This window comes from Rosistilla oblonga (assembly GCF_007751715.1).
In the GTDB taxonomy this organism is placed as follows: Bacteria; Planctomycetota; Planctomycetia; order Pirellulales; family Pirellulaceae; genus Rosistilla; species Rosistilla oblonga.
Map to the genome: position 1 here is coordinate 1,602,888 of NZ_CP036292.1, position 21,377 is coordinate 1,624,264.

The 21,377-nt window shown below is 59.6% G+C and carries 17 protein-coding genes; 10 read left to right on the forward strand and 7 right to left on the reverse strand.

Annotated elements, in window-relative coordinates; translation table 11 throughout:
- The first annotated feature begins 282 nt into the window (after nt 1-282).
- The 4 genes from CA51_RS05725 (at nt 283) to CA51_RS05740 (ending at nt 6,915) form a co-directional block, all read left to right on the forward strand.
- On the forward strand, nt 283-2,193 hold the full coding sequence (locus CA51_RS05725; RefSeq protein WP_145118620.1) for an efflux RND transporter periplasmic adaptor subunit: 1,911 nt from the start codon (nt 283-285) through the stop codon (nt 2,191-2,193).
- Between the two features lie 14 nt (nt 2,194-2,207).
- Entirely contained in the window at nt 2,208-3,350 is a 1,143-nt protein-coding gene (locus CA51_RS05730; protein WP_145118622.1) for an HlyD family secretion protein, read from the forward strand.
- 8 nt (nt 3,351-3,358) lie between these two features.
- The gene (locus tag CA51_RS05735) at nt 3,359-5,566 is read left to right on the forward strand and encodes a hypothetical protein (protein WP_145118624.1); all 2,208 of its coding nucleotides are present in this window, start codon (nt 3,359-3,361) and stop codon (nt 5,564-5,566) included.
- 560 nt (nt 5,567-6,126) lie between these two features.
- On the forward strand, nt 6,127-6,915 hold the full coding sequence (locus CA51_RS05740; protein ID WP_145118626.1) for an ABC transporter ATP-binding protein: 789 nt from the start codon (nt 6,127-6,129) through the stop codon (nt 6,913-6,915).
- Nucleotides 6,916-6,970: 55 nt separating this feature from the next.
- Here CA51_RS05740 and folP read toward each other — a convergent pair whose 3' ends face one another.
- Both folP and CA51_RS05750 read right to left on the reverse strand, forming a co-directional pair.
- On the reverse strand, nt 6,971-7,810 hold the full coding sequence (gene folP / locus CA51_RS05745; protein WP_231746022.1) for a dihydropteroate synthase: 840 nt from the start codon (nt 7,808-7,810) through the stop codon (nt 6,971-6,973).
- Nucleotides 7,811-7,889: 79 nt separating this feature from the next.
- Nucleotides 7,890-8,231, reverse strand: a complete 342-nt coding sequence (locus CA51_RS05750) for a hypothetical protein (RefSeq protein ID WP_145118628.1) — start codon at nt 8,229-8,231, stop codon at nt 7,890-7,892.
- Nucleotides 8,232-8,612: 381 nt separating this feature from the next.
- Between CA51_RS05750 and CA51_RS05755 the strand changes: the two genes are divergently transcribed.
- The 4 genes from CA51_RS05755 (at nt 8,613) to CA51_RS05770 (ending at nt 14,230) form a co-directional block, all read left to right on the forward strand.
- Nucleotides 8,613-9,677 carry a tetratricopeptide repeat protein gene (locus CA51_RS05755; protein WP_145118630.1) on the forward strand — a complete coding sequence of 355 codons (1,065 nt, stop codon included), beginning with the start codon at nt 8,613-8,615 and terminating at the stop codon, nt 9,675-9,677.
- Between the two features lie 90 nt (nt 9,678-9,767).
- Nucleotides 9,768-10,799 (forward strand): agmatine deiminase family protein, encoded by a 1,032-nt coding sequence (locus CA51_RS05760; protein ID WP_145118632.1) that lies wholly within the window; start codon nt 9,768-9,770, stop codon nt 10,797-10,799.
- 181 nt (nt 10,800-10,980) lie between these two features.
- Nucleotides 10,981-13,377 (forward strand): dockerin type I domain-containing protein, encoded by a 2,397-nt coding sequence (locus tag CA51_RS05765; RefSeq protein WP_145118634.1) that lies wholly within the window; start codon nt 10,981-10,983, stop codon nt 13,375-13,377.
- 100 nt (nt 13,378-13,477) lie between these two features.
- A complete protein-coding gene (locus tag CA51_RS05770; protein WP_145118636.1) occupies nt 13,478-14,230 on the forward strand; it encodes a sensor histidine kinase in 753 nt (250 codons plus the stop codon).
- A gap of 15 nt (nt 14,231-14,245) precedes the next feature.
- Here the strand turns inward: CA51_RS05770 and CA51_RS05775 are convergent, their stop codons facing one another.
- The 5 genes from CA51_RS05775 to fhcD all read right to left on the reverse strand — a co-directional run bounded on the left by CA51_RS05775 (nt 14,246) and on the right by fhcD (nt 19,479).
- Nucleotides 14,246-15,340: an NHL domain-containing protein gene (locus tag CA51_RS05775; protein ID WP_145118638.1), complete on the reverse strand. Its 1,095-nt coding sequence runs from the start codon at nt 15,338-15,340 to the stop codon at nt 14,246-14,248.
- 78 nt (nt 15,341-15,418) lie between these two features.
- Entirely contained in the window at nt 15,419-15,922 is a 504-nt protein-coding gene (smpB, locus tag CA51_RS05780) for an SsrA-binding protein SmpB (RefSeq protein WP_231746023.1), read from the reverse strand.
- 93 nt (nt 15,923-16,015) lie between these two features.
- Nucleotides 16,016-16,837: a formylmethanofuran dehydrogenase subunit C gene (locus CA51_RS05785; RefSeq protein WP_145118642.1), complete on the reverse strand. Its 822-nt coding sequence runs from the start codon at nt 16,835-16,837 to the stop codon at nt 16,016-16,018.
- A complete protein-coding gene (locus CA51_RS05790; RefSeq protein WP_145118645.1) occupies nt 16,834-18,468 on the reverse strand; it encodes a formylmethanofuran dehydrogenase subunit A in 1,635 nt (544 codons plus the stop codon). Before CA51_RS05790 ends, CA51_RS05785 begins: the two co-directional genes overlap by 4 nt.
- 114 nt (nt 18,469-18,582) lie before the next feature.
- A complete protein-coding gene (fhcD, locus tag CA51_RS05795; RefSeq protein WP_145118647.1) occupies nt 18,583-19,479 on the reverse strand; it encodes a formylmethanofuran--tetrahydromethanopterin N-formyltransferase in 897 nt (298 codons plus the stop codon).
- Between the two features lie 185 nt (nt 19,480-19,664).
- On the opposite strand from fhcD, the gene CA51_RS05800 reads away from it, so the two are divergent.
- Complete coding sequence (locus CA51_RS05800) at nt 19,665-20,558, forward strand: fumarylacetoacetate hydrolase family protein (RefSeq protein WP_145118649.1); 894 nt, start codon at nt 19,665-19,667, stop codon at nt 20,556-20,558.
- Nucleotides 20,559-20,563: 5 nt separating this feature from the next.
- Nucleotides 20,564-21,358 (forward strand): SDR family NAD(P)-dependent oxidoreductase, encoded by a 795-nt coding sequence (locus CA51_RS05805; RefSeq protein WP_145118651.1) that lies wholly within the window; start codon nt 20,564-20,566, stop codon nt 21,356-21,358.
- Nucleotides 21,359-21,377: the final 19 nt, after the last annotated feature.

The window sequence follows — 21,377 nt, forward strand, 5'->3', positions numbered from 1 at the left end:
CATTGGTCGTTCCGATGGCAGTATCAAATCCATTCGAACCGCTGCGATTCGCACAACCGGTCCGAGTTCGGGGCTGCACCAATGGTGCAATCGGACTAATCGGTCGATTCGCGGCAATCGGCAAAGTTTGCCAACTCGGTCGACTAGGCCGCCGGCTGTGTAATCGATAGTCCCGATGTATCGGCTGTATCGTTGGAGTGATCCAAATCGAAGCGGTTTTATCGCCGCCATCGCCAAGGCCTGCCGATCGCTTGATAGCATGAAGGCTTGGGAAACTTCTTTATGCATGATTTCAAGACAACCGATGATCTGCTGCCGCATCCGCATGTGGAGCGTTTCTTTGCGCAGGTCGATCGAATCTGTGCCGCCGGCGATGACGCGCCACCGTTGTTTCCCGATTTGATCGATCGCTTGATAGCCGATGGGATCGTGGCGTCCGCTGCCTTTTGGTGCTGCGAGCTGGGGCAGACCACTTTGTCGGCGCGGTCGCCCGCTTGGCAGCTTCCGCTGCCCCATCCATTGCCCGATCTCTTGTCGCAAACCGCGGTAGGAGCGGCGGCGTCGATCGTACTGAACGCACCCGATGCCAGCGAAACCGCGACCGCTGGCCAACGCATCGCGACCGTTTATCGTGGCGGTTCCGAAGCGTTGTTGATTCTCGATGCGATGGTTCAGCCGGCGGCGTCACCGGCCGCGCTGCGGCAGCGTCAGGAATTGCTCGAAGGTTTTGCAGAGCTGGCGGGCAACCGCTGGGTTCGGGATCGCTTTGAAGCGTTGTCGCTTCGCCGCGACCCGCGCGATCCCCGGCAAGCGATGCTCGATCTCGTTGTCGACGAATCCAAGTCGATCGACGAAGCGACGCGTGAGCTAGCGAATCTGCTGTTAAATGCGACCGATGTCGATCGCGTCAGCTTGCTGCAATACCAAGCGGGCGCGACCCGTTTGCTGGCGTTGGCTCCGGCGGGAAAGATCGATCGCCGATCCGTATTGGTCCGTCAACTGACGTCGCTCGTGACGCAAGTCGCCGCCGGTGACGGGACCCTCGCCTATTCGATGGGTTTGCCATCGGACGACGCCCCGCAGGAAAGCTTGCTGCAATTCATCGACGAAGCGGAGAGTCGGCAGGTTGAAGTTCAGATGGATCAGTCGCGGTTGCAAGCCAATCCGACGGCGATCGTTCTGGAACGTTTCACCGTCGATCCGGCGTCGATGTCGCGCGATCGCGGGCTGGCATTGCAGGCGTTGCCCGTTCTGCGGCATTTGCTCGACCAGCACAACAGCGGTTTCCGGCGGCTGCTGAATCGAGTTCGCCACGCGTCGCCGGCGCGAAACGCAGCGATCGCCTCGCTTGTCGGCGTGGTGATGTTGCTGGCATTGCTGTGCATCCCTAGCGACTTCTGGATTCCCGTCGATGGCCATCTGCATCCGGTCGCCTCGCGAGGTGTGTTTGCGCCCGGGGAAGGTGTGATCGACAGCTTATACGTCGTCGATGGAGCCGTTGTTGCCGAGGGAGACAAGTTGTTGTCGATCCGTGATCCTCAGTTGGAACTGCGCGGTAGCGAATTGGACGGACAGATCGCAACGCTAAAGTCGCAGCTGGCGTCGGCTCAGGCAGCTCGCGGGCAAGGCGTCCGCGATGCGTCGCGCACTCGCAGCGGCGATCTTTCGGCGCAAGAACAAGATCTGGAGATGCAGTTGGCTGGGCTGCAGCGGCAACGCGAGTTGGTCTCGAAACATCGGCAGCAGCTGGACGTCGCAAGTCCTTTGGCCGGCACGGTGCAACGCTGGGATATGGAGCGTGAGTTGCGAGATCGGCCGGTCGCGCATGGGCAACATTTGTTGGACGTGATCGACGCCGATTCAGCTTGGGAATTGCGGTTGGATGTTCCCGATCATTTGATCGGTTACGTACTTGCTGCTCCACAAGACGATCCGTTGCCGGTCGAGTTTCGGATTCGCAGCGCACCGCAAGACGTCATGCCCGCTGTCGTGCGGCAGATCGCGGAATCATCACAGGTCGATGCACAGGGGCAGACGAGTGTCTTGGTCGCCGCTGGAATCGGTGACGAAGCGTTGCACGATCCACGGATTGGTGCGGGAGTGGTCGCGAGGATCTATTGCGGACGACGTTCGTTGGCGTTTGTCTGGTTTCGCGAGCTGATCGAATTTTGTCAACGCAGTTTCTACTTTTAACGGAGACGATCGCAATGGTCTCATTTCATCGACGCTATCTGTGCAGCGTTTGTTTGGCTCTGCTCGGGGCGTCGACACTCCCGGCGGGCGATCCGCTGGTGTTGCAGCGTGTGTTTGTCAAACGGATCGCCGACGTCGAACTCGCCGCTCCCAAAGCGGGTCTGCTGGCCAAGGTCTCCGTTGCCGAAGGGGCTTCGGTTTCCAAGGACCAGCCGCTGGCGAAGCTGGATGATCGGAACGCTCAAATCGATCTGCAGCGCGCGAAGATCGAATACGAAGTGGCGGTGCAGGAACTCAGCGATCGAGCGGAGATCGAATTGGCGCAGAAGCGACTCGAAGCCGCTGAGCAAGCGCGAAAGCAATTTGCGATTGAAAACGATGCCGCGCATCGGCTTGCCGAAAATCGGTTAGCTGTCCAAGCGACGGAGAAGTCGGCAGCGGTTGCAAAAAATGAACTCGATCGCGCACAACACGCTCGCAACGAGTTTGCCGATAGTGTTTCCGAATCGGAGATCGAAGGTTTGGCACTCACTTATCAGCAGGCGGAACTCGAGTCGCAGCAGGCAGAGTTTCAACGCCAACAGGATCTGCTGGCTGCTAACGCGTCGGACGAAGCGCTGCTGTCGCATCGTTTGGCGGCGGAGCAGGCGTCGATCGAATTGCAGCAAACCAAGACCGATCTGCAACTGGCGCGATTGAACGCGGACCTCTATCAAAATGCGCTCGATGCGGCGCAGCTGCAACTGGCTCAGCATCAGGTGCAGGCTCCGTTCGACGGTGTTGTGGTCGAACTGTATCGGCAGCAGGGGGAATGGGTGAAGCCGGGCGATCCGATCGTGCGGGTGCTGCGCTTGGATCGGTTGCGTGTCGAAGGCTTTCTGCCGACCCACTTGCTGCGGAGCGATCTGGTTGGTTCGCCAGCCGAGATTCACGTCGTTGGATTTGCCAAACAGTCGCTGGTCTTTCAAGGAGAGGTTTCGTTTGTCTCGCCCGAAGTCGACGCGGTGAACAACGAGGTTGCGATCTGGGCAGAATTTGATAATCCCGAACTGCTGGCCTGGCCGGGAATGCAAGGGACGCTCACGATCCACTTGCCCTTGCCCGATACCGCAGGCAAATCGCCACAATCGGATACTGAAGAGACACCGCAGCAGTGAGCCAATCGATGAATCAAGTTGCGTTTCCACAACCGCTGGCGTCAACGCCGCGGTTGGTGCTGCGCAACGATTTGATTCACCGTCGCTTGCAGATGGGCGACCGCACGCTATGGGTGACCAAAGATCCGATCGCGGGCGATTTCTTCTATTTCAGCGAACGCGAATACACGCTGCTGTCCGCGTTGGATGGTCGATCACCCGACGCGATCGCCGCCGATTATCGGCGGCATCACGGCAACGATGTCTTATCGCCCGATGGTCTGGTTGCGTTTCTGGCGGAGGTCCAACGCAGCGGTTTGTTGCGTGGGACGACCACCACGCCGGAAAGCGAACCGCCGGCCGCGGCGCGTTCGCAAGGTGGATTTGGCGGGGGGCTGATGTCGCCGTTGGCGATCCGTCTGCCCGGCGTTAATCCCGACAGGTTGTTGGATTTTATCGAACCGAAAACTCGCTGGATCTTCGCCCCGCTGACGCTTTGGCTGGCAGTGCTTTGGATGGTTTTGGGGGCGGTGATCGTCGGTTTGCGAGCGGAAACGTTTTTTCTCGAGCTTCGTCAATCGCAGGCCTGGGCCTCGGCAGGGATGATGGGAGTTGTGATCGTGGTGATCGCGCTCACGAAGATCGTGCACGAACTGGCCCACGCGGTGACGTGCCGGCGCTACGGCGGTTCGTGCACCGAGATCGGGCTGATGTTTTTGGTCATGATTCCCTGTTTGTACTGCGACGTTTCCAACGCTTGGCTGCAACCGCGACGAAGCCGAAGGATCGCGGTCTCGGCGGCAGGAATGTTCGCGGAACTTTGGATCGCCGCAACCGCGGCGGTGTTGTGGTCGATCACGATCGACGGCCCGCTGCACTGGACCTGTTTGTCGATCGTTGTGGTCTGCAGCGTCAGTACGCTGTTGTTTAATGGCAATCCGCTGATGCGATACGATGGCTATTACATCCTCTCGGATCTGTTGCGGATTCCCAACTTGGCGTCGGAGAGTTCCGCGGCGATGATGCGACGCACCAAGCAATTGCTGACGGGGATCGTTCCGGCGGATCGCGGCAAGGGATCCGAACCGCTGTTGATAGGATATGCGATCGCGAGCCTTGTCTATCGATTAGTGGTGATCGGTGCGATCCTGTTTGCGATCCACAAACTCGCAATCGCCTATCACCTGCAAATTCTCGCCTGGATGGTGACCGCGCCGATGTTGTTTGGTTTGCTTCGTGGCAGTTGGCGTCAGGTCGGTACGCTACGGCTTTCGAATTGGGAGCGGCGAGCGATGCGACGCGGACGTGTTGCGATCGTCAACCTGCTGGTGATCCTTCTGCTTGCGGCTGGATTATTGATTCCTTGGCCTCAGCGGATCGTGTTGCCGTTTATCGCCAAAGTCGGCGACCAACAAGACGTCTATATCGCCCAGCCTGGCAGCTTGATGTCGGTTGTCGCCGAGGGGACGCGGGTGAAGCGAGGTGATGCGATCGCCAGCCTGCGAAATCGCGAGCTGGATCTGGAGTTGGAATCGCTTGCCGCCGAGGAGACCACGCTGGAACAGCGGTTGGATCGCGTGGCATCGCTGCGCAGCGAAGATCCGACGGCCGCTGCGCAAATACCGGCGCTGCGAGAGTGGATCGCAGCGATCAAAGAAAAGATCGCGCTGCGAAAACGAGAACAAGCCGCTCTGCAGGTCGTCGCGCCGCGCGACGGGATGGTGTTTGCAGCCGCATCGCCTGGTGAATCGGCAACCGCAGCGGGGGGCGACGCCGGCTGGACCGGTTCGCTGTTGGATGATCGCAACCTCGGTTGCTTCCTGACGCGTGGAACTCATCTGTGTTCGATCGGATCTCCCGACGAACGAACCGTCGCGCTCTTCGCCTCGCACCGCGAGATCGGTTTCATTCGACTAGGACAGACGGTGGAATTACATCGGCTCGGGGCTCCCGGTGCCCGCGTGTCGGGCATCGTGACGCGGATCGATGCACAACCGGTCAGCCAGCTGCCGCATGAGCTGGTTGTCAATCAATTGGTGTCGGTCGAACCCAACGCCGGAAGCGGCGACCAGCCGATGGAGCCGACTTACCAAGTCGAGGTCGCGTTGTCGGATGTTGACCAGCCGCTGCGGCTGCGCGCGACCGGCAGCGCGCGAGTCCACGTCGGCTACCAATCACTGCTGCAACGTCTGTCGCGGTTTCTCGCCGATTCGCTGCGGTTTGAACTGAATCCCTGACCACCGCTGCAGCGACAAGCGATCTGGGATGCTGTCGGGGGGCGAGCTCCGCCGCGTGATTCGCTCGCGCTGCCCGAGCTGTAGGCGTGCGTGCTTTTGTTCTGGGCAGGGATTCCCTCAGGGCACACTTGTGTGACGGATTGTCTCGCCTTAAATGGCAACCATTTCATCTCCGATCAATTTGCGTAATGGTGGATCGGGTGCCTTCGTTTGCAGTGTTTTCTAATGCGGCGCGTTTTAATGGCGACGTTGACTTGATGAATTATGCAAAGTTGGCGGCTGCTTTTTAGCGATTGTTCGGCGTTTGGCATGTCAGCTGCAATAGTGAAAACGCAGTCGCGTGGGGCTCGGAAAGCTCCTTCCGATAGATCGGCGGTACTGTTCGGAGCCGTAAAACCCTCGGGGATCAAAAACAACTTTCGCGTCATATATAAGACGCTGATTCGATTCGATTATGAGTTCGGTACTGGGCGTCCGGTGAGTAGAGGTGTTGTTTATGGCGTCGGCCAATCGGTTTGGTGTGACTGTATCTGCTCGGGGTAGAGAAAGGTAGAGACAAGATGACTAGCTTTGTCGAACTGACGGGGGTGGGGAAGACCTATCAAGAGCCGCATGGTCGTGCGGTCATCGTCGAAAATTTTGATCTCAACATCGCCAAGGGGGAGTCTGTTTCTCTGCTGGGCGGATCCGGTTGCGGCAAGAGTACGATCCTGACGATGGTGGCAGGTTTGACCGCCATCACCGATGGCGGCATTCTCGTCGACGGTCATGGAGTTCACGGTCCTGGACCCGATCGCCGCGTGATCTTTTCGTCCCCCGGTCTGCTGCCGTGGATGACGGTGTTCGACAATGTGATGCTTTCGGTTCGGCAGGCCTGCCCCGAGGAGAGTGTCGAACAATGGCGGGCATCCGCCGACGACTATCTTGTCCAACTTGGACTCACCGCCACGCGAGATCGCAAGGCGATGACGCTCTCCACCGCGGCGCAACAGCGCGTTGGGATCGCCCGTTCGTTGGCGCTGAATCCTAAGATCTTGCTGTTGGACGATCCCTTCGATCAACTGGATTCCAAGGCGCGCCGAGAGCTTCAGGATGTGCTGTTGGATCTACAGGGACGCCATCGATTGACAACGTTGATGATCACGCGCGACGTCGAAGAGGCGTTGATTCTCAGCGACCGCGTCGTTCTGATGACCCACGCTCCCAAAGCGACAGTCGGTCGAATCATCGACGTTCCGTTTTCCCGTCCACGCTCGCGGACTGCATTGATGAAAGACGCTCGCTATCTCGAACTGCGACAGCAAATCAAAGCGTTCCTCGACGAAGAGGAACGCAACTGCGCCGCTTGATTGGCTGTAGAACCGCAGCGATCGATTTCCTCTTCAAACGGAAGTCAGCTTTCGTCTATCGCGGTTGGCATTGTTGAAACAGCTTCAGCGCAGCAACGGTCATCGGCACGTTATGGACTCGCAGAATGTGCATCCCTGCCGCGGCCATCGCTAGCGAAACGCCAACGGTTCCGGCGTCGCGAAGGATCAGATCGTCGCCGGTCTGTTTGCCGATAAAACCTTTCCGCGAGTGCCCGATCAAAATCGGCACGCCCAGCTTTAGGAACTCGGACACGCCCCGCAATAACTCGATGTTGTGTTCGTGCATCTTGCCGAAACCGATGCCTGGATCGAGACAGATCCGCTGGGCTTCGATCCCGTGATCCAGGCACTGCTGTTTGCGGTCTGCCAAGTATTGATAGATCTCATGCACGACGTTGTCGTAACGCGGATCGTCTTGCATCGTTTGGGGAGTCCCCTGCATGTGCATCGCGCAGACTGCCACCGCGTTTCGCGCGGCGACGTCGAACATCTGCGGATCGCCTTGCAGGCCGGAGACGTCGTTGATGATCTCCGCTCCCGCATCGATCGCCGCTTGGGCGACAACCGCTTTGGATGTGTCGATCGAGATCGGGCATGACAGCCGCCCTTGCAGCTGTTGGATCACCGGAACCACGCGTCGCAGTTCCTCGTTGGCATCGACCGCGGGAGCATACGGACGTGTGCTTTCGCCACCGATATCGATGATCCCGGCCCCGGCATCCTCCATCGCCAACGCCGCGTCGACTGCCGCAGTGCAATCGGCCAGCCGCCCGCCGTCGGAGAAGCTATCGGGAGTCGCGTTCAAGATTCCCATCACTACGGGAGTCGATTCGAAGGTGATCGAACGCTTGGGCAGTTTCCAGATCGGCGGCATGGTCGGTTCCAACAAAAAGAAAGCTCCGCGATCGGGAATCGCGGAGCCGTGTAGGACAGGACTGGAGGTCGGCGGACGATTATTCGTCGGTTGCCTTTTTGACAGCGTCAGCAGCTTCGTTGACCTTCTTCTTGGCAGCGTCGGTGGCATCGCCAGCCGCTTCTTTGACTGCTTCAACTGCTTCGCCGGTCTTTTCTTTGACAGCTTCAACCGCGTCGCCGGCGGTCGCTTTAGCAGCTTCCATCGTGTCGGCAGCAGCGTCGCCAGCCTTGTCAGCACCTTCTTCAGCGTGATCGGCCATATCGCCAACCGCTTCTTCGGTTGCGGTCGATGCATCGTCCTTCATCTTGGTCGCGTCTTCGCAACCGACAACCAAGAACATCATCATCAGCGACGCACACAGCAAACTTACACGTAACATCGTCTTCACCTTCTTTACACAACGGAATTTTGTTGAAATTCGAATCCGTTCACGCCTTAAGACTCTCCGTAGTCCCCTAAATAGATTTTCCTTAACAATAGGTTAACGCGATAGGGGGCAAACCGAACCGCTTAGTAAAGTTTCTTCCCGAATACTTTCACCATCCTGCGTATCTAGCCGGATATTGTTCACAACGCTTACGATCGGCAGATCCCTAACGCCTGGTTGTGCCCGGTTATTGCTAGAGCCAGTCGGGAAGGGAGCGTTTATTTTGCCAGGCGGTCCTCTTTTCTCCAGCTTCACTTGACGGGCGTTAGCGAACCGGTTTACGGAGGTCGTCGATAAACCGTTTTGAATCACGAGTTCCGGAAACGCCGTCGCATGTCCGAGCAAAAGTTACGCTTCCCGATCCTCTGCATCGGCCTGATCACGATGCTGTCGGGCTGTCGCGTCGGAACCGGTGTGCACGTCTGGCAGCCGCCGCTGGCCGCAAATGCCGCGGGCAAACGCATCGCCGTCGCGCCGCCGGTCGGTCCGCGGGCGTTGGCTGGTGAGTTGTCCCAGTCGATCGCCAGAGAGCAACCCAAGTTGCCGCAGCGAGCCGAACTCGTGTCGCAATATGAACTGTCGCAGTCCGACGCGATCCAGTTGGTCTCGTTCGACGGTCGGGCGCCGAGCGATCTGGCTCTATTGCCGGTGGCCAAGCAAGCTGGGCTCGATTTTTTGTTGGTCGGCGAAGTGCTGAACGATCCCTTTGGTGACAGCCGCCAACCGTTGGCTCACGACGATCCCGATTTCCAATTCAAGTTGGGGCAGTTTTTACAGAGCCGCGACGACGACCAGATCCTGGCTTTTTCGTGGCGGGTGATCGATGTCGAAAACGGGCAGACGGTCTGGGCGAATCCGATGTCGGTCTCCAAAGCGTTCGTCGATCGGACCTACCCCGATCTGGCCGGGCAACAAACTTCGCTCAGCCAGCAATTGCAAGCGGCGGCGGGACGCGAAACCTGGAAGTTGTTTGCTCCTTTTGTCGATCAATATCAGACGGAACTTGCGGTTCCCTGGATCTCGTTGGGAGCCAAACAGACGCGTGAGGGAAATCGATACGCTTTGGAGGGAGAATGGCAGCAGGCCGAAGCCTGTTGGCGGCAGGTGTTGGCGGAGCATCCGCGGCAGCTTGCGGCACTGCACAATTTGGCGGTCGCCGCAGTCGCCCGACAGGACTATGCCGAAGCGAGACGTTTGGCGACCGAAGCCCTTTCCAAGCGAGATTCCCGGCTGTTTCAAGAGACCTTGGTTTGGGTAGAAGCCCGCCAGCGGGAGTATCACCAGGCGTTTGGGCTGCCCGATCCGGTGGGAGGTTGGACCTACCAAGCATCCCGGCCAGCAGCGGTTTCGCTTGGCAGCGACAGCCGCGGCAAATCGCAATTGTCGGCGACTGACTGAAACTCAGCAGCGGCGGTATAAAATGGAACGGTATCTGCACCGCATTTGCCGCAACGCGATTCCTTTTGCTATCAGAAACTTCTCTTAAATATGACACAGCCTCTTTCATCCGTTCGCTGGCCCGCTGAGTGGGAACCGCAAGACGCACTCTGGCTCTCCTGGCCGCACAATCGCGAGACCTGGCCGGGGCTGTATGAACCGGTGCCGAAGGCCTTTACCAACCTGGCCCGGCAGATCGCATTGGCGACGCCGGTCCGCGTTTTGGCCGGATCGGCCGTGGCTGCCGAAGCGGATCAGGTGCTGCGAGGGATCTCCAATCTGGAACTCGTCGACGTCGAGACCAACGATTGCTGGATCCGCGATTATGGACCGACCTTTGTCCACGCCGCCGACGGTTCGCTGGCTGGCGTCGATTGGCGATACAACAGCTGGGGCGGGAAGTATCCCCCTTGGGATCGCGACGCCGCAGCAGCTGAAAAAATCCTAAAGCAGATCGGCGTCAAACGGATTCCGTCGACGCTCTGTCTCGAAGGTGGAGCGATCGAAACCGATGGCGCCGGGCGGTTGCTGCTGACTCCCGATTGCGTCCTCACCGACACGCGGAACCCCGGCGGCGACAAGGCTCAGGTCGAAGCAGAGCTCTCCGAAAAGCTGGGCGTACGCGAATTCATCTGGCTCACCGGCGGTGGTCTGATCGGCGACGATACCGATGGCCATATCGACCAGTTAGCCCGGTTTGTCGATCCCGAAAACCTGGTGATCGCATCGTGTGAGCCGAGCGATCCGAACTACCCGGCTCTCGAAGCCAATTACCAGCAACTGGTGCGTTGGGCGGACGAAGCCGACGGGAATTTCCAGATCCATCGGCTGCCGATCCCCGCGCCTCGCGACGTCGATGGACAGCGGGTGCCGGAATGTTATTGCAATTTTTTGATCAGCGGGCCGCAGGTGCTGGTGCCGACCTTTGCCGATCCCGAATCGGATCGGCGAGCGGTGGCGATCCTCCGCAACCTGATGCCCCAACATGACGTCGTGCCGTTGGATGCCTCATCGCTCAGCTGGGGGCTTGGAGCGTTTCATTGCATGAGCCAACAACAACCTCGCCCGCAGGTGCCGAACTAAAATTGAAGCGGAACCGGCTCGCTTCGTCCTCCGCTGATAGAGGGGCGTCGCAACCGGATGATTCGTAAACTAAGCTTCCTTATACATCGTTGAACGATGCTCTGGGGGGGTGGAGACATACGCCGTGGTTCGCTGGCCAACATGTGCCGGTGTTTTTCCTCGTTTCCCAAAAAGTGAAACCTTGAATTTTTCATCACGCTCGGGATCGCAGAAACGACTTCGTCACAACGCGCTGCGTCAGCCGCGGCGTTTGCGGGCTGAGCAGTTGGAGTGTCGCCGACTGTTGGCGGTCGCTGAAGGGACGCCCTACGAATTCAGCACGAAGTTCGACGCTTCGGCGCTTGTCGGTTCGGTCAGTGGATCGGTCCAGTGGGGCGATGGTAGCACGTCGGCGGCAACGGTTTCATCGATCAACACCAACGGTCCGCTGACCGCAGTGATTCGGTACGACTACGACACGCGAGGCTTCTTCACCACCGCGCGGCGAGCGTTGCTGCAATCCGCAGTCGATGCGATGGTCGAACGTCTGAACGATTCGTTGGACGCGATCACTCCCAGTGCCAGCAACACTTGGACGGCGACATTCGCAAATCCGTCGGACCGCACCAAACAAGTATCGATCAAAAATCTCAACGTCAAAGCAAACGAGTTGATCATCTACGCCGGCGCTCAACCGCTGCCGGGCTCGCAATTGGGTGAAGGTTCGTATGGCGGCTACTCCGCGTCGGGAACGCAGAGTTTTCTCAACAGCGTCGCCACGCGTGGTCAGTCCGGGGCCGCGGGCACCAAACCAACCGACTTCGGTCCTTGGGGCGGTTCGATTACCTTCGATAGCGAGATCACCGATTGGTATTTCGGCAGTGACATCGACGGGATTCAGCCGGGCGAAGTCGATTTCGTTTCGGTGGCGATGCATGAAGTCGCGCACATCTTAGGATTTGGGACATCGGCAAGTTGGAATCAGTTGGTCTCCGGTGGAGGCTTCGCCGGGGCCAAGTCGCGAGCTGCCTACGACGGCAGTGGCAACGTGCCACTCAGCGGTGGACACTGGGCCGCGACAGTCACCGACGCTGGACAAGCGACACTGTTGGATCCCATTCTTTCACGCGGCGTGCGAACCTATCCGACGGCGCTCGATTGGGCCGGGTTGGATGATCTCGGTTGGACGTTGGCCAATCGTCAGGTCACCGTCAGCGGCAGCCACGTGTTTGCTGACAACGCAACCTATGACGTCGATGTTGTGCTCAAGGGGAGCCGCATCGGTGAGCTCTCCAAATCGCTATCGGCTTCGGTGACCAACGTAAAGCCGACGTTGGAGGTCAGTGGAAATTTGACAGCAACCGTTGGCCAGTCGATCTCGATCATCGATATTGGGAAGATCAGCGATCCTGGGTTCCGCAACAACGCCAACAAGACCGACGAAACATTTACTTACAGCATCGATTGGGGCGACAATTCGGGGGACGACAGCGGCGACGCGACGATCGACCGCGTGGGCAATTCCTCGCGGACCACGTTGGCCTCTTTTAACGCCAGTCACATCTACACTTCCAGCGGTACGAAAACCGTACGTGTTACCGTCACCGATGACGATGGTGGCAACGCGACGCAAAATTTTCAGATCGTCGTCGGCCTTCCCCCTGCCCTGTCGTTGGCGGTGAATCGGAAATCGATCAACGAAGACTCCGGGAGCGGCGCGGCGGAGTTGACTGTCTCGCGAGGGACCGCGTCGACTGCCGCGGCTCAAGTGATCTTGCTCTCGAGTTCGGACGTCTCCGAAGCGCAGGTGCCAACTTCGGTGACGATTCCCGCCGGTCAGTCGAGCATCGTCGTGGCGGTCAACGCGATCGACGACGCGTTGTTCGATGGCGATCAGGAAGTGCGGTTCACGGCTTCGGCAAGCGGGTTTGAACAGGAGAGCGTCGGCTTAATCGTCAAGGATGCCGAAGCGATCACCGCGTCGTTCAGCACGCCCGATATCGCCGAAGACGAACTGTCCGGCGGGCTGGCTCTGACCGTGCGACGCTCGAACACCGATACGCAGTCGCCGGTAACCGTTAAGATCGCCGGCGACCCGAACGGGACCTTGGGGATGGGAGCGACAGTCACGATCCCGGCCGGCCAGCAACAGGTGGTGCTTCCGCTGACTGTCGAAGACGACACGCTTCAGCAGGGACCGCGGACCTTCGAAATGAACTTCTCCGCCACGGGATATCTGAGCGGTTCGACGCAGCTGGTGATCCGAGACGATGAACCGGCGTATTACCAAAACCCCGACAACCCCTTGGATGTCACCGGCGATTCGTTTGTCACGCCGTTGGATGCGCTGCGGATTCTCAACAGTCTAAATCTCAACGGCGGTGCTCGTCGTCTCGACCCCGCGACCGAGCCGCTGGGGAGAAGCTTTTTGGATACCAACGGCGATTATCAATTGACGCCGCTGGATGCCCTGATCGTGATCAACGGGATCGCGAGTCAGGCGGCTGCCGAGGCGGCGCCAGCCGCTGAAGAACGCGACGAAGCGGTCTGGGGCGTCGATGTCGATTGGCTATTGGATTTGGAATACCGCGATCGCTAAAGCTCTCCCATTGCACCGTTCCTAAATCGGCAATCCAGGGTTAGCATATACCGGCCGGGGCTTTCGAGGGACTTTTATCCATATCCAATTGCCAGACGCTATGAACGACGATCCAACGGAGTCTGAATCGAAGACGCGCGAGCGACCTGAAGAGGCGAGTTTGCGGCGGCGGTACGAGGAACTAGCCGAATTGGCTGGTTCGTTGGCCCACGAGATCAAGAATCCGTTGAGCGTGATCCATATGAATTCGGAACTGCTCAGCGAAGAGATCGCGGAGTCCGATTCGCCGATCCGCCGTCGAGCGCTCGACAAGGTTGAGATCATCCGCCAGCAGTGCCAGCGGATGGAGAACCTGTTGCGAGATTTCCTCCGCTTCGCCCGCTTGCAGTCGGTCGAACTGACCCCAGGCAGTCTGAACGACCAGATCGATCGCGTGCTTCGCGCCTACCAGGCCCAAGCCGATCAATCGGGCGTCGAGATCCTCCGCTATCTGGACAACGATGCCCCCAGCGTGATGATCAACAGCGACGCGTTGCAGGCGGCGCTGATGAACCTGGTGAAAAACGGGCTCGAAGCGATGGAGGATGGCGGCCAGTTATTGGCTCGCACCTACACGACCAAAAAGACGGTGGCGATCGATCTGATCGACACCGGTTGCGGGATGGATGACAACACGATCCTGCACATGTTTGAACCGTTCTACAGTTCCAAAAATGGCGGCTCGGGGCTGGGCCTGCCGACCGCCAAGAAGATCATCGAAGCCCACGGCGGGCGGATCTCGTTGCAGAGTGAAGTCGGCCGCGGGACGAAGTTCACGATCGAGTTTCCGATGCCGCCGCGGTTGCTGCAATAACAACGTCGTCGGCGTCTACTCTTCAAACGCTCGCACGCGGTGGTTGATCGTGTCACCGATATAGACGACTCCCGCCGCATCGACGCAGATTCCATGAGGCCGGTCCAGTTGAGCTTCGGTCGCTGCCGCGCCGTCCCCTGCTCCGCCGCGGTGCTTTGGCCCTTTGCCCGCGATCGTGGTGATCACGTTCTTCTTCAGATCGATCTTGCGGATCGTTTGGTTTTCGGTGTCGACCACGACGACGTTCCCATCGGGATCGACAGCGACGCCCTTGGGCCCGTTGAAGGTCGCTTGCAGCGGATCGCCGCCGTCGCCGCTGAAGCCCGATTTTCCGGTCCCCGCGACGTGCGAGAGCTTCTGCGTCGGCAGATCCAACCGCCACACGCTGTGCCCTTCACGCAGCGCGATCCACAATGTATCGCCGTCGATAAACAGAGCTCGCGGCCCAACCATCGAACTGTTTGCGTCGGCCTTGCCCGCCTTGGGCAACTGTTTTTTGCCGTTGCCGATGAAGGTGTCGACGACGCCCGATTCCAGGTCGATGCGACGAATCCGGTGGTTGCCGATATCGGCCACGTACAAGCCGCCACGGTGATCCAACGCGATGCTGTGCGGACGCGAGAACATCGCCTCGGTCGCCGGACCGCCATCGCCTGAAAAACCTTGCTTCCCCGTTCCCGCGATCGTTTCGATCTTGCCCGTCTTGGCGTCGACGCGGCGGATCACGTGATTCATCATCTCGACGAAATACATGTTGCCGTCGCGGTCGAAGCGAACTTCGTACGGTTCGTTTAAATTGGCGTCGGTCGCCAGTCCGCCATCGCCGCTGTAGCCTTTGTCGCCGGTCCCGGCGACGGTGGTCAGTTGCCCCGTTTTGCGATCCAGTCGCAGCACGCGGTGGTTGCGAACCTCGGTGATGTAGAGTGCATCGTCGGGACCAATTTCGACGCCGAAGGGATCGCCGACGTTCACCTGCGTGGCGACGCCAGAGTTTCCGTTGTTCGAAGGATCACCGGTTCCCGCGACGGTTTGAATGTCGCCACCGCGAGCGGTTGCGGAAGTCAAACAAACGGCGATTGCCAAACACGTGCACCAACGGAATCGTTTCATGGAGGGGCCTGCTGCAAATTCAAGGGTTCGTGGTTTTGGGAGTCCACCGTCCCCATTGGGGGCACGGCGGCGTATCGCCTATCGTCGTCGCATCGCGCGAGCAAGTCCACGGTCGGTATCGCGTTTTTTCAACGTCTCGCGTTTGTCGTGCAGCTTCTTGCCGCGGACCAGACCGATCACGCATTTCGCGATCCCGCGTTCGTTGAAGTAGACGCGCAGCGGGACGATCGTGACGCCCCGTTCCTTCGCCTTGCCGCTCACTTTGTCCAATTCGCGGCTGTGAACCAGCAGCTTTCGCGGCCGCCGCGGGGCGTGGTTCCACAAGCCGGCGTTGGAGTAGTGCCCGATGTCGGCCCCTATCAACCAGAGTTCGCCCCCTTGGATCCGGCCATACGCTTCGTCGAGCGAGAGTTTTCCGTCGCGCATCGATTTCACTTCGCTACCGACCAGCACCATCCCGCACTCGAGCGTTTCGAAGATCTCGTACTGATGTTTCGCCTTCCGGTTCTCGGCGACGTTTTTAGGGGGCGGCGGCTTCTTGCCCGATTTCGCCTTCGATTTCTGCTGTTTTTTCTTCGCCACGTGCTCTACCTGTTGAATGTTGCAATGCGAATTCTACAACACAAACAGACCGCCGGCGAAGGGGAGGCCGTTTGTCGGCGGGCTTGGCGGCGATCAGACGCTTGCGTCGCGTGGCTGCCAAACCAAAATCTCTCCCTTGCCGCGAACCGATCCGTCGCCACAGTACCTCGCGTACCCGCCCTCTTCGCTGCGATAGGGGATCTCGATCCCAAAGCCTTGCAGGTGTCGGGCGTACAGATTTAAGAACGTCGGATTGTAATCGGTCGAATAGCGATGGGTTGCCAGCGTCGCCACCGGTTGCAGCGACACGATCGTTCCTCGCCGCATCCAAGCTCCGCATCGCGCCGCAGCTCCACCTCGCAATACGATCGTCCCTCCTTTCATCTGCAGTCCGGCAAGCTCTCCCGCCTGACCACCGACGACGATCAAACCGCGTCGCATCCGCAGACCGATCTCCGATCCAACGGTTCCGTCGACGAGGATCGTTCCGTTTTTCATCCCGGTCAGGCTCCCCACGTAAGCGCCGCCGACACGATCTCCCGCATTGCCACCGATGTGAATCTCACCGCCAACCATCTCTGCACCGGCCCAGTCGCCAGCGTCTCCGTCGACGGTGATCTTGCCGCCGGACATCGACGCTCCCAAGTGCATGCCAACGTCGCCGCGGATCGCGAGCGTGCCGCGAGTCATCCGGCTGCCGATCTGCTGGACCTTGCGGAGGTCCCCTTCGATCTGCAGTTCGTCCGCTCCCTCGCCTTGCACTTCGAAGAACTCATCGACGCGGCAACGTCGGCGTCCGTGGATGATCTCAATCGCGCAGATCGCATCGTGCGACAGCCCGCTCAGCCCGTCGGGCGACAGGCGTTCGGCTTGCAGCGGCACCTTCGGCTGGCGTTTCAGTATTAAACGGATCATGGATTTGTGTCGCAGTCGTGCACTTCGGGCTGTTCGATTCCGCTGATGTCGACGGGATAGTTTTCGAACGCCAGCGAATAACAATCCTCAAACCGCGGTCGCAGGAAGGCGTCGGTGTCGGGATTGTATTGCGGTTTGGCGATGAACTGTTGCCCTTCGGGCGTCTCGCGGATATCGCCATCGTCGATCACGATCTCTCCCGCTTTGATCACGTACCGCGGGTGGCCAAACATCCGGGCGATATCTTTGTCGGCGCGATAGATCACCAGGTCGGCATCTTTGCCGATCCCAAGGTTCCCCTTCTGGGCGAGCCCCAAAGCGCGGGCGGGTCCGGCGGATGTGATCGTTGCAATTTCGTAAAGCGTGTACTCACGCGTCAGTTCGGGCAGCGTGATTCGACTCTTGATCTGCGGCGGGAGGATCTTCATGCAGTCGTTGCGGAAGTCGGCCGACATCAACAACTGAATGATCTCCGGATACCGCCAAAAGCAGGCTCCGTTGGGATGATCGGTCGTCAGGAAAACTCGCCACGGATCGTTGATCAACAGCAACAGTTCCAATCCGACTGCCCACTGCACGGCGTTCACCAAATTCGATGGCTTGTAGGTGTAGGGGACGATCCCGCAGCCGGTTTCGTTTTCGACATCCAGATTGCCCCACTTCCGCCCCGTCAATTGGTACAGCATGTGTTGCCAAGGCCCATCGGCGGTGATCGTGACCGCGTCGCCAAACAGCACCGCTCCGGCGTCGGTTGTCATGTGAGGATGAGCGTTGAAGTAGTCGGCCATCTGCGCCGATTCGCTGCGGATCGTATCCCAGTCGTCGCCGCCGTAAGCGTGATACTGAAGGTGAGCGATGTGAGCGCGATGCCCTTCCAGATGCTTCATCGTTTCGATCGTCGTCGAAATGCTCCCCGGTGCGCCCAGGTTGTTGCAGTGCAGGTGCATCGGATGGGGCAGCTGGAGATCGTCGACGATCCGAGCCAGGTTTTTCACGATGTCGCCCGGCGTCAGCTTGTGATACCCAGCGATCGGGCTGGTCAATTGCTTCGCGTCCTCGCCCCACTTCCACGCCGCCACGCCGCCGGGGCTGACCGCTTTGACGCCGTACGCTTTGGCAGCCCAGACATACCAGGCGACGACATCTTTCGCCTTTTCGTATTCTCCCGCCTGGATCAGATCCATCATGATCTCGTTGTTGGCCATCAACACCAGGCAGCTCTTGTCGACGATTGGGATCTCGCCAAGCTCTTCGTGCGTGTGGCGTGCCGACAGCACCGGCACCGCCGCTTCGTTGACCGTCGTCCAGCCCATCCCGGCGTACAGATAACCTGTCGCAAACGTGCTGGGCGTCATCCCGCCAATGCCCGACCGACGGGATTGGTTTCGGATGAAGGTCTGCGTGCGGCGATGGTCCTCGGGCGTCATCGCTCGAGCAAAATTCATCGCGCCGCCGGCGACATGCGTATGCACGTCGACGCCGCCGGGAAAGATGATCAAGCCGGTCGCATCGATCTCGCGAGCTCCGACGGCCGACTCCGCGATCCGCCCGTCGACGATGCAGATGTCGCGGACTTCGCCGTTGATCTGGTTGGCGGGATCATAAACGGTCCCCCCCGTGATGCGAAGCATGATGCGGTTGCCTGAAGTGGTCGAGTGTCGAGTGAACGTGGGGACGCGATCGCAGGTGATCGCGTCCCCGAGTATACCGCTGCCGCGGCAGGTTGTCGTCGCGATGGCTGACGATCAATCGATCGTTGGCAACCGATGCAAATGAAAGTGATGTGGTCCTAGTTTGCCGCCGTAATTGCCAGCTGAAATTCGCAGGACTCCCGGCAGCGAAGCCGCTCGCAGGCCGACCGCCATCGCCGTGGCAACCGCTTGTTCGGAGAGCCCATCGATCACGATCTCGTAGACCGCGCGTTCACCCGCTTCGAGATCGCTGTCGCATTGTCCGATCAGCGTCGGGCACCACGTGTGGCTAGTGCTCGCGGGCAGTTTGTCGTATTTCGATCCGACCTTCGATCCGCTGCGGACGATCCCGGCGGGGAACGGCAGGATCACATCGTCGAGCGACTGGATCGCCGCGACGGCGGCTCGCACGGCGGCAAGGGTTTCGATCTGCGAGCGGCCACAGACCAGCAGATTGCCCCCGCCGATCCCCTTCATGGTTCCGGTGACATCTTCGCAGACGAACTCGCCGTCCATTACAGGGATCCGCCAAAACCGGCGGTCGGCCAACTTCTTGGAGAACTGGTAGCCATCGCCGAAGAACCGCAGCTGGGCTCCGATCTTGATCCGATCCTCTTTCGACTCGCTAGTCATTCCCGCATAACAAGCGGTTGTCGGGCAGGTGAGGATATTCTGGCCGATCCGCGACGCCACCGCTTTCTCTAAGGACTTGCGATTGAACGCAAACGCCAGCACGCTCACCCCCGGTCGCCCGTCGGGAGTTTGATCGGGGGCGAGCACGCGTTCGATCCCCGCTTCGGCATCGCATCCGATCACGCTCGACGCGTTACCGCAGAATTCCTGAGCCGCGATTTTCGCAAGTTCCGCATCGATCGCCGTGATGATCAACCGGGTCGCCTTCATCGGAAAGGCTTCGGCAAACGTATCGTCGATTTTGGGAAGGGCGTTCATGGGGGAAGCTGCTCGTGAAATCGGGGATTGCCGTCGCGTCAACACAGCGTAACGAGCCGGCTGGCCATCGACCAGACACGCACCGCATCGGCTTTTCCGACCGCAGGCGGTAGCGTACGATGGTCGGGGCAGCACCGTCGCTGCCCTATCCCGCCGCGATCCTCTTCGAAAGGTCCTTTGTACCGATGCGCTACTGCCGTTTTGAAATCGACAATGTTGTCCAGTTGGGTCTTATTGCTGGCGACCGGATCACGCCGTTGGCGGGAATCGATGCCACGCTCCCGAGCACGATGCAGGAACTGATGGCGACCGAGGACCTCGATGCGCGGCTGGCCAAAGCGGGCGGTGCGGAGAGCATCGCCGTCGATTCGGTGAAGATTCTCGCACCCGTTGGGGCTCCTGAAAAAGTGATCTGCATCGGATTGAACTACCGCGACCACGCGATCGAAACGAACAGCCCGATCCCCGAATCCCCTGTCGTTTTCTGCAAATTCCCCTCCAGCGTGGTTGGCCCGGGCGATCCGATCATCTTGCCATCGGTCAGCGACAGCGTCGACTACGAAGCGGAATTGGTGATCGTGATCGGCAAGACAGCTCATAATGTTTCGGTCGACGAAGCGATGGATTGTGTCTTCGGATACACCTGTGGCCACGACGTCTCGGCTCGCGATTGGCAAAAGGGAACTCCCGGCGGCCAGTGGCTGTTGGGCAAAACCTTCGACACCTTTGCACCGATCGGTCCGGTGATCGTCGACAAATCGGAGCTCTCCGATCCGGGCAACCTGTCGGTCAAGATGCACGTTTCGGGCGAAACGCTGCAAGATGGCACAACGCGCGAGCTGATCTTCAGCATCCCTGAGCTGATCGCTCACCTGACTCAGATCGCCACGCTACGCCCTGGCGATCTGATCTTCACCGGCACACCTCCGGGAGTCGGTGCGGCGCGGACGCCGAAGCGTTTCCTGAAACCAGGCGACAGCTGCACCGTCGAAATCGAAGGGATCGGCAGCTTGACCAACCCTTGTGTCGCGGCTGATAGCGACGAAGCGAAGTCGTTTCGCGCTCAGCGGTTTGCGTAACCACGATGGCCAGTCACGTCGAAGATTCGGCTAGCCTGAAGGATCGGACGGTTGTCGTCACGGGCGGTTCCAGCGGTATCGGCCGGGCGACCTGCCTGCACATGGCAGCTCGCGGCGCGGCTGTCGTTGTGCATTACCGGCAGAACGAAGCGGGAGCCGAAGAGACGGCGGAGGCGATTCGTGCAATCGGTGGCGAGGCGTCGATCGTGCAGGCGGATTTGCAATCCGCCGCCGACCGAGAGTCGTTGGTCGACATCTGTTGGCAACGGCATGACCGCATCGACAGCTGGGTTCATAACGCGGGGGCCGATGTGTTGACGGGCGACGCCGCCAAACTGAGCTTTCAAGAAAAGCTCGATCTGTTGTGGGCCGTCGATGTCCGCGGCACGACCGATCTGGCGCGTCGTGTCGGTGATCGGATGCGTGAACAACCTGCCGCGGGGCTCCCTGCTTCGATGGTCTTCATCGGCTGGGACCAAGCTCCGCACGGGATGGAAGGGGATGCCGGGATGATGTTTGCCCCGGTTAAAGCTGCGGTGATGGCGTTGTCCAAGAGCATGGCTCAAACGCTTGCTCCCGATGTTCGCGTCAATTGCGTAGCGCCCGGATGGATCCGGACCGCCTGGGGCGAAGTCGCCGACGAGGGGTGGAACCGGCGAGCGATCGACAGTTCGCTGCTGCAACGTTGGGGCAGCCCCGACGACGTGGCTGCCGCGATCGCATTCTTATGCAGCCCCGCCGCTGCATTCATCAATGCCCAGACACTCGAAGTCAACGGCGGCTGGAATCGCAAGCCATAGGTTGTGCGGGATTTCGCCA

Coding starts and splice junctions, on each gene's coding strand:
- CA51_RS05755 (WP_145118630.1), top strand. CDS start 8,613: ATGTCCGAGCAAAAGTTACGCTTCCCGATCCTCTGCATCGGCCTGATC.
- fhcD (WP_145118647.1), bottom strand. CDS start 19,479: ATGAACGCCCTTCCCAAAATCGACGATACGTTTGCCGAAGCCTTTCCG.
- CA51_RS05735 (WP_145118624.1), top strand. CDS start 3,359: ATGAATCAAGTTGCGTTTCCACAACCGCTGGCGTCAACGCCGCGGTTG.
- CA51_RS05785 (WP_145118642.1), bottom strand. CDS start 16,837: ATGATCCGTTTAATACTGAAACGCCAGCCGAAGGTGCCGCTGCAAGCC.
- CA51_RS05750 (WP_145118628.1), bottom strand. CDS start 8,231: ATGTTACGTGTAAGTTTGCTGTGTGCGTCGCTGATGATGATGTTCTTG.
- CA51_RS05760 (WP_145118632.1), top strand. CDS start 9,768: ATGACACAGCCTCTTTCATCCGTTCGCTGGCCCGCTGAGTGGGAACCG.
- CA51_RS05800 (WP_145118649.1), top strand. CDS start 19,665: ATGCGCTACTGCCGTTTTGAAATCGACAATGTTGTCCAGTTGGGTCTT.
- CA51_RS05775 (WP_145118638.1), bottom strand. CDS start 15,340: ATGAAACGATTCCGTTGGTGCACGTGTTTGGCAATCGCCGTTTGTTTG.
- CA51_RS05770 (WP_145118636.1), top strand. CDS start 13,478: ATGAACGACGATCCAACGGAGTCTGAATCGAAGACGCGCGAGCGACCT.
- folP (WP_231746022.1), bottom strand. CDS start 7,810: ATGCCGCCGATCTGGAAACTGCCCAAGCGTTCGATCACCTTCGAATCG.
- CA51_RS05790 (WP_145118645.1), bottom strand. CDS start 18,468: ATGCTTCGCATCACGGGGGGGACCGTTTATGATCCCGCCAACCAGATC.
- CA51_RS05725 (WP_145118620.1), top strand. CDS start 283: ATGCATGATTTCAAGACAACCGATGATCTGCTGCCGCATCCGCATGTG.
- CA51_RS05730 (WP_145118622.1), top strand. CDS start 2,208: ATGGTCTCATTTCATCGACGCTATCTGTGCAGCGTTTGTTTGGCTCTG.
- CA51_RS05805 (WP_145118651.1), top strand. CDS start 20,564: ATGGCCAGTCACGTCGAAGATTCGGCTAGCCTGAAGGATCGGACGGTT.
- CA51_RS05740 (WP_145118626.1), top strand. CDS start 6,127: ATGACTAGCTTTGTCGAACTGACGGGGGTGGGGAAGACCTATCAAGAG.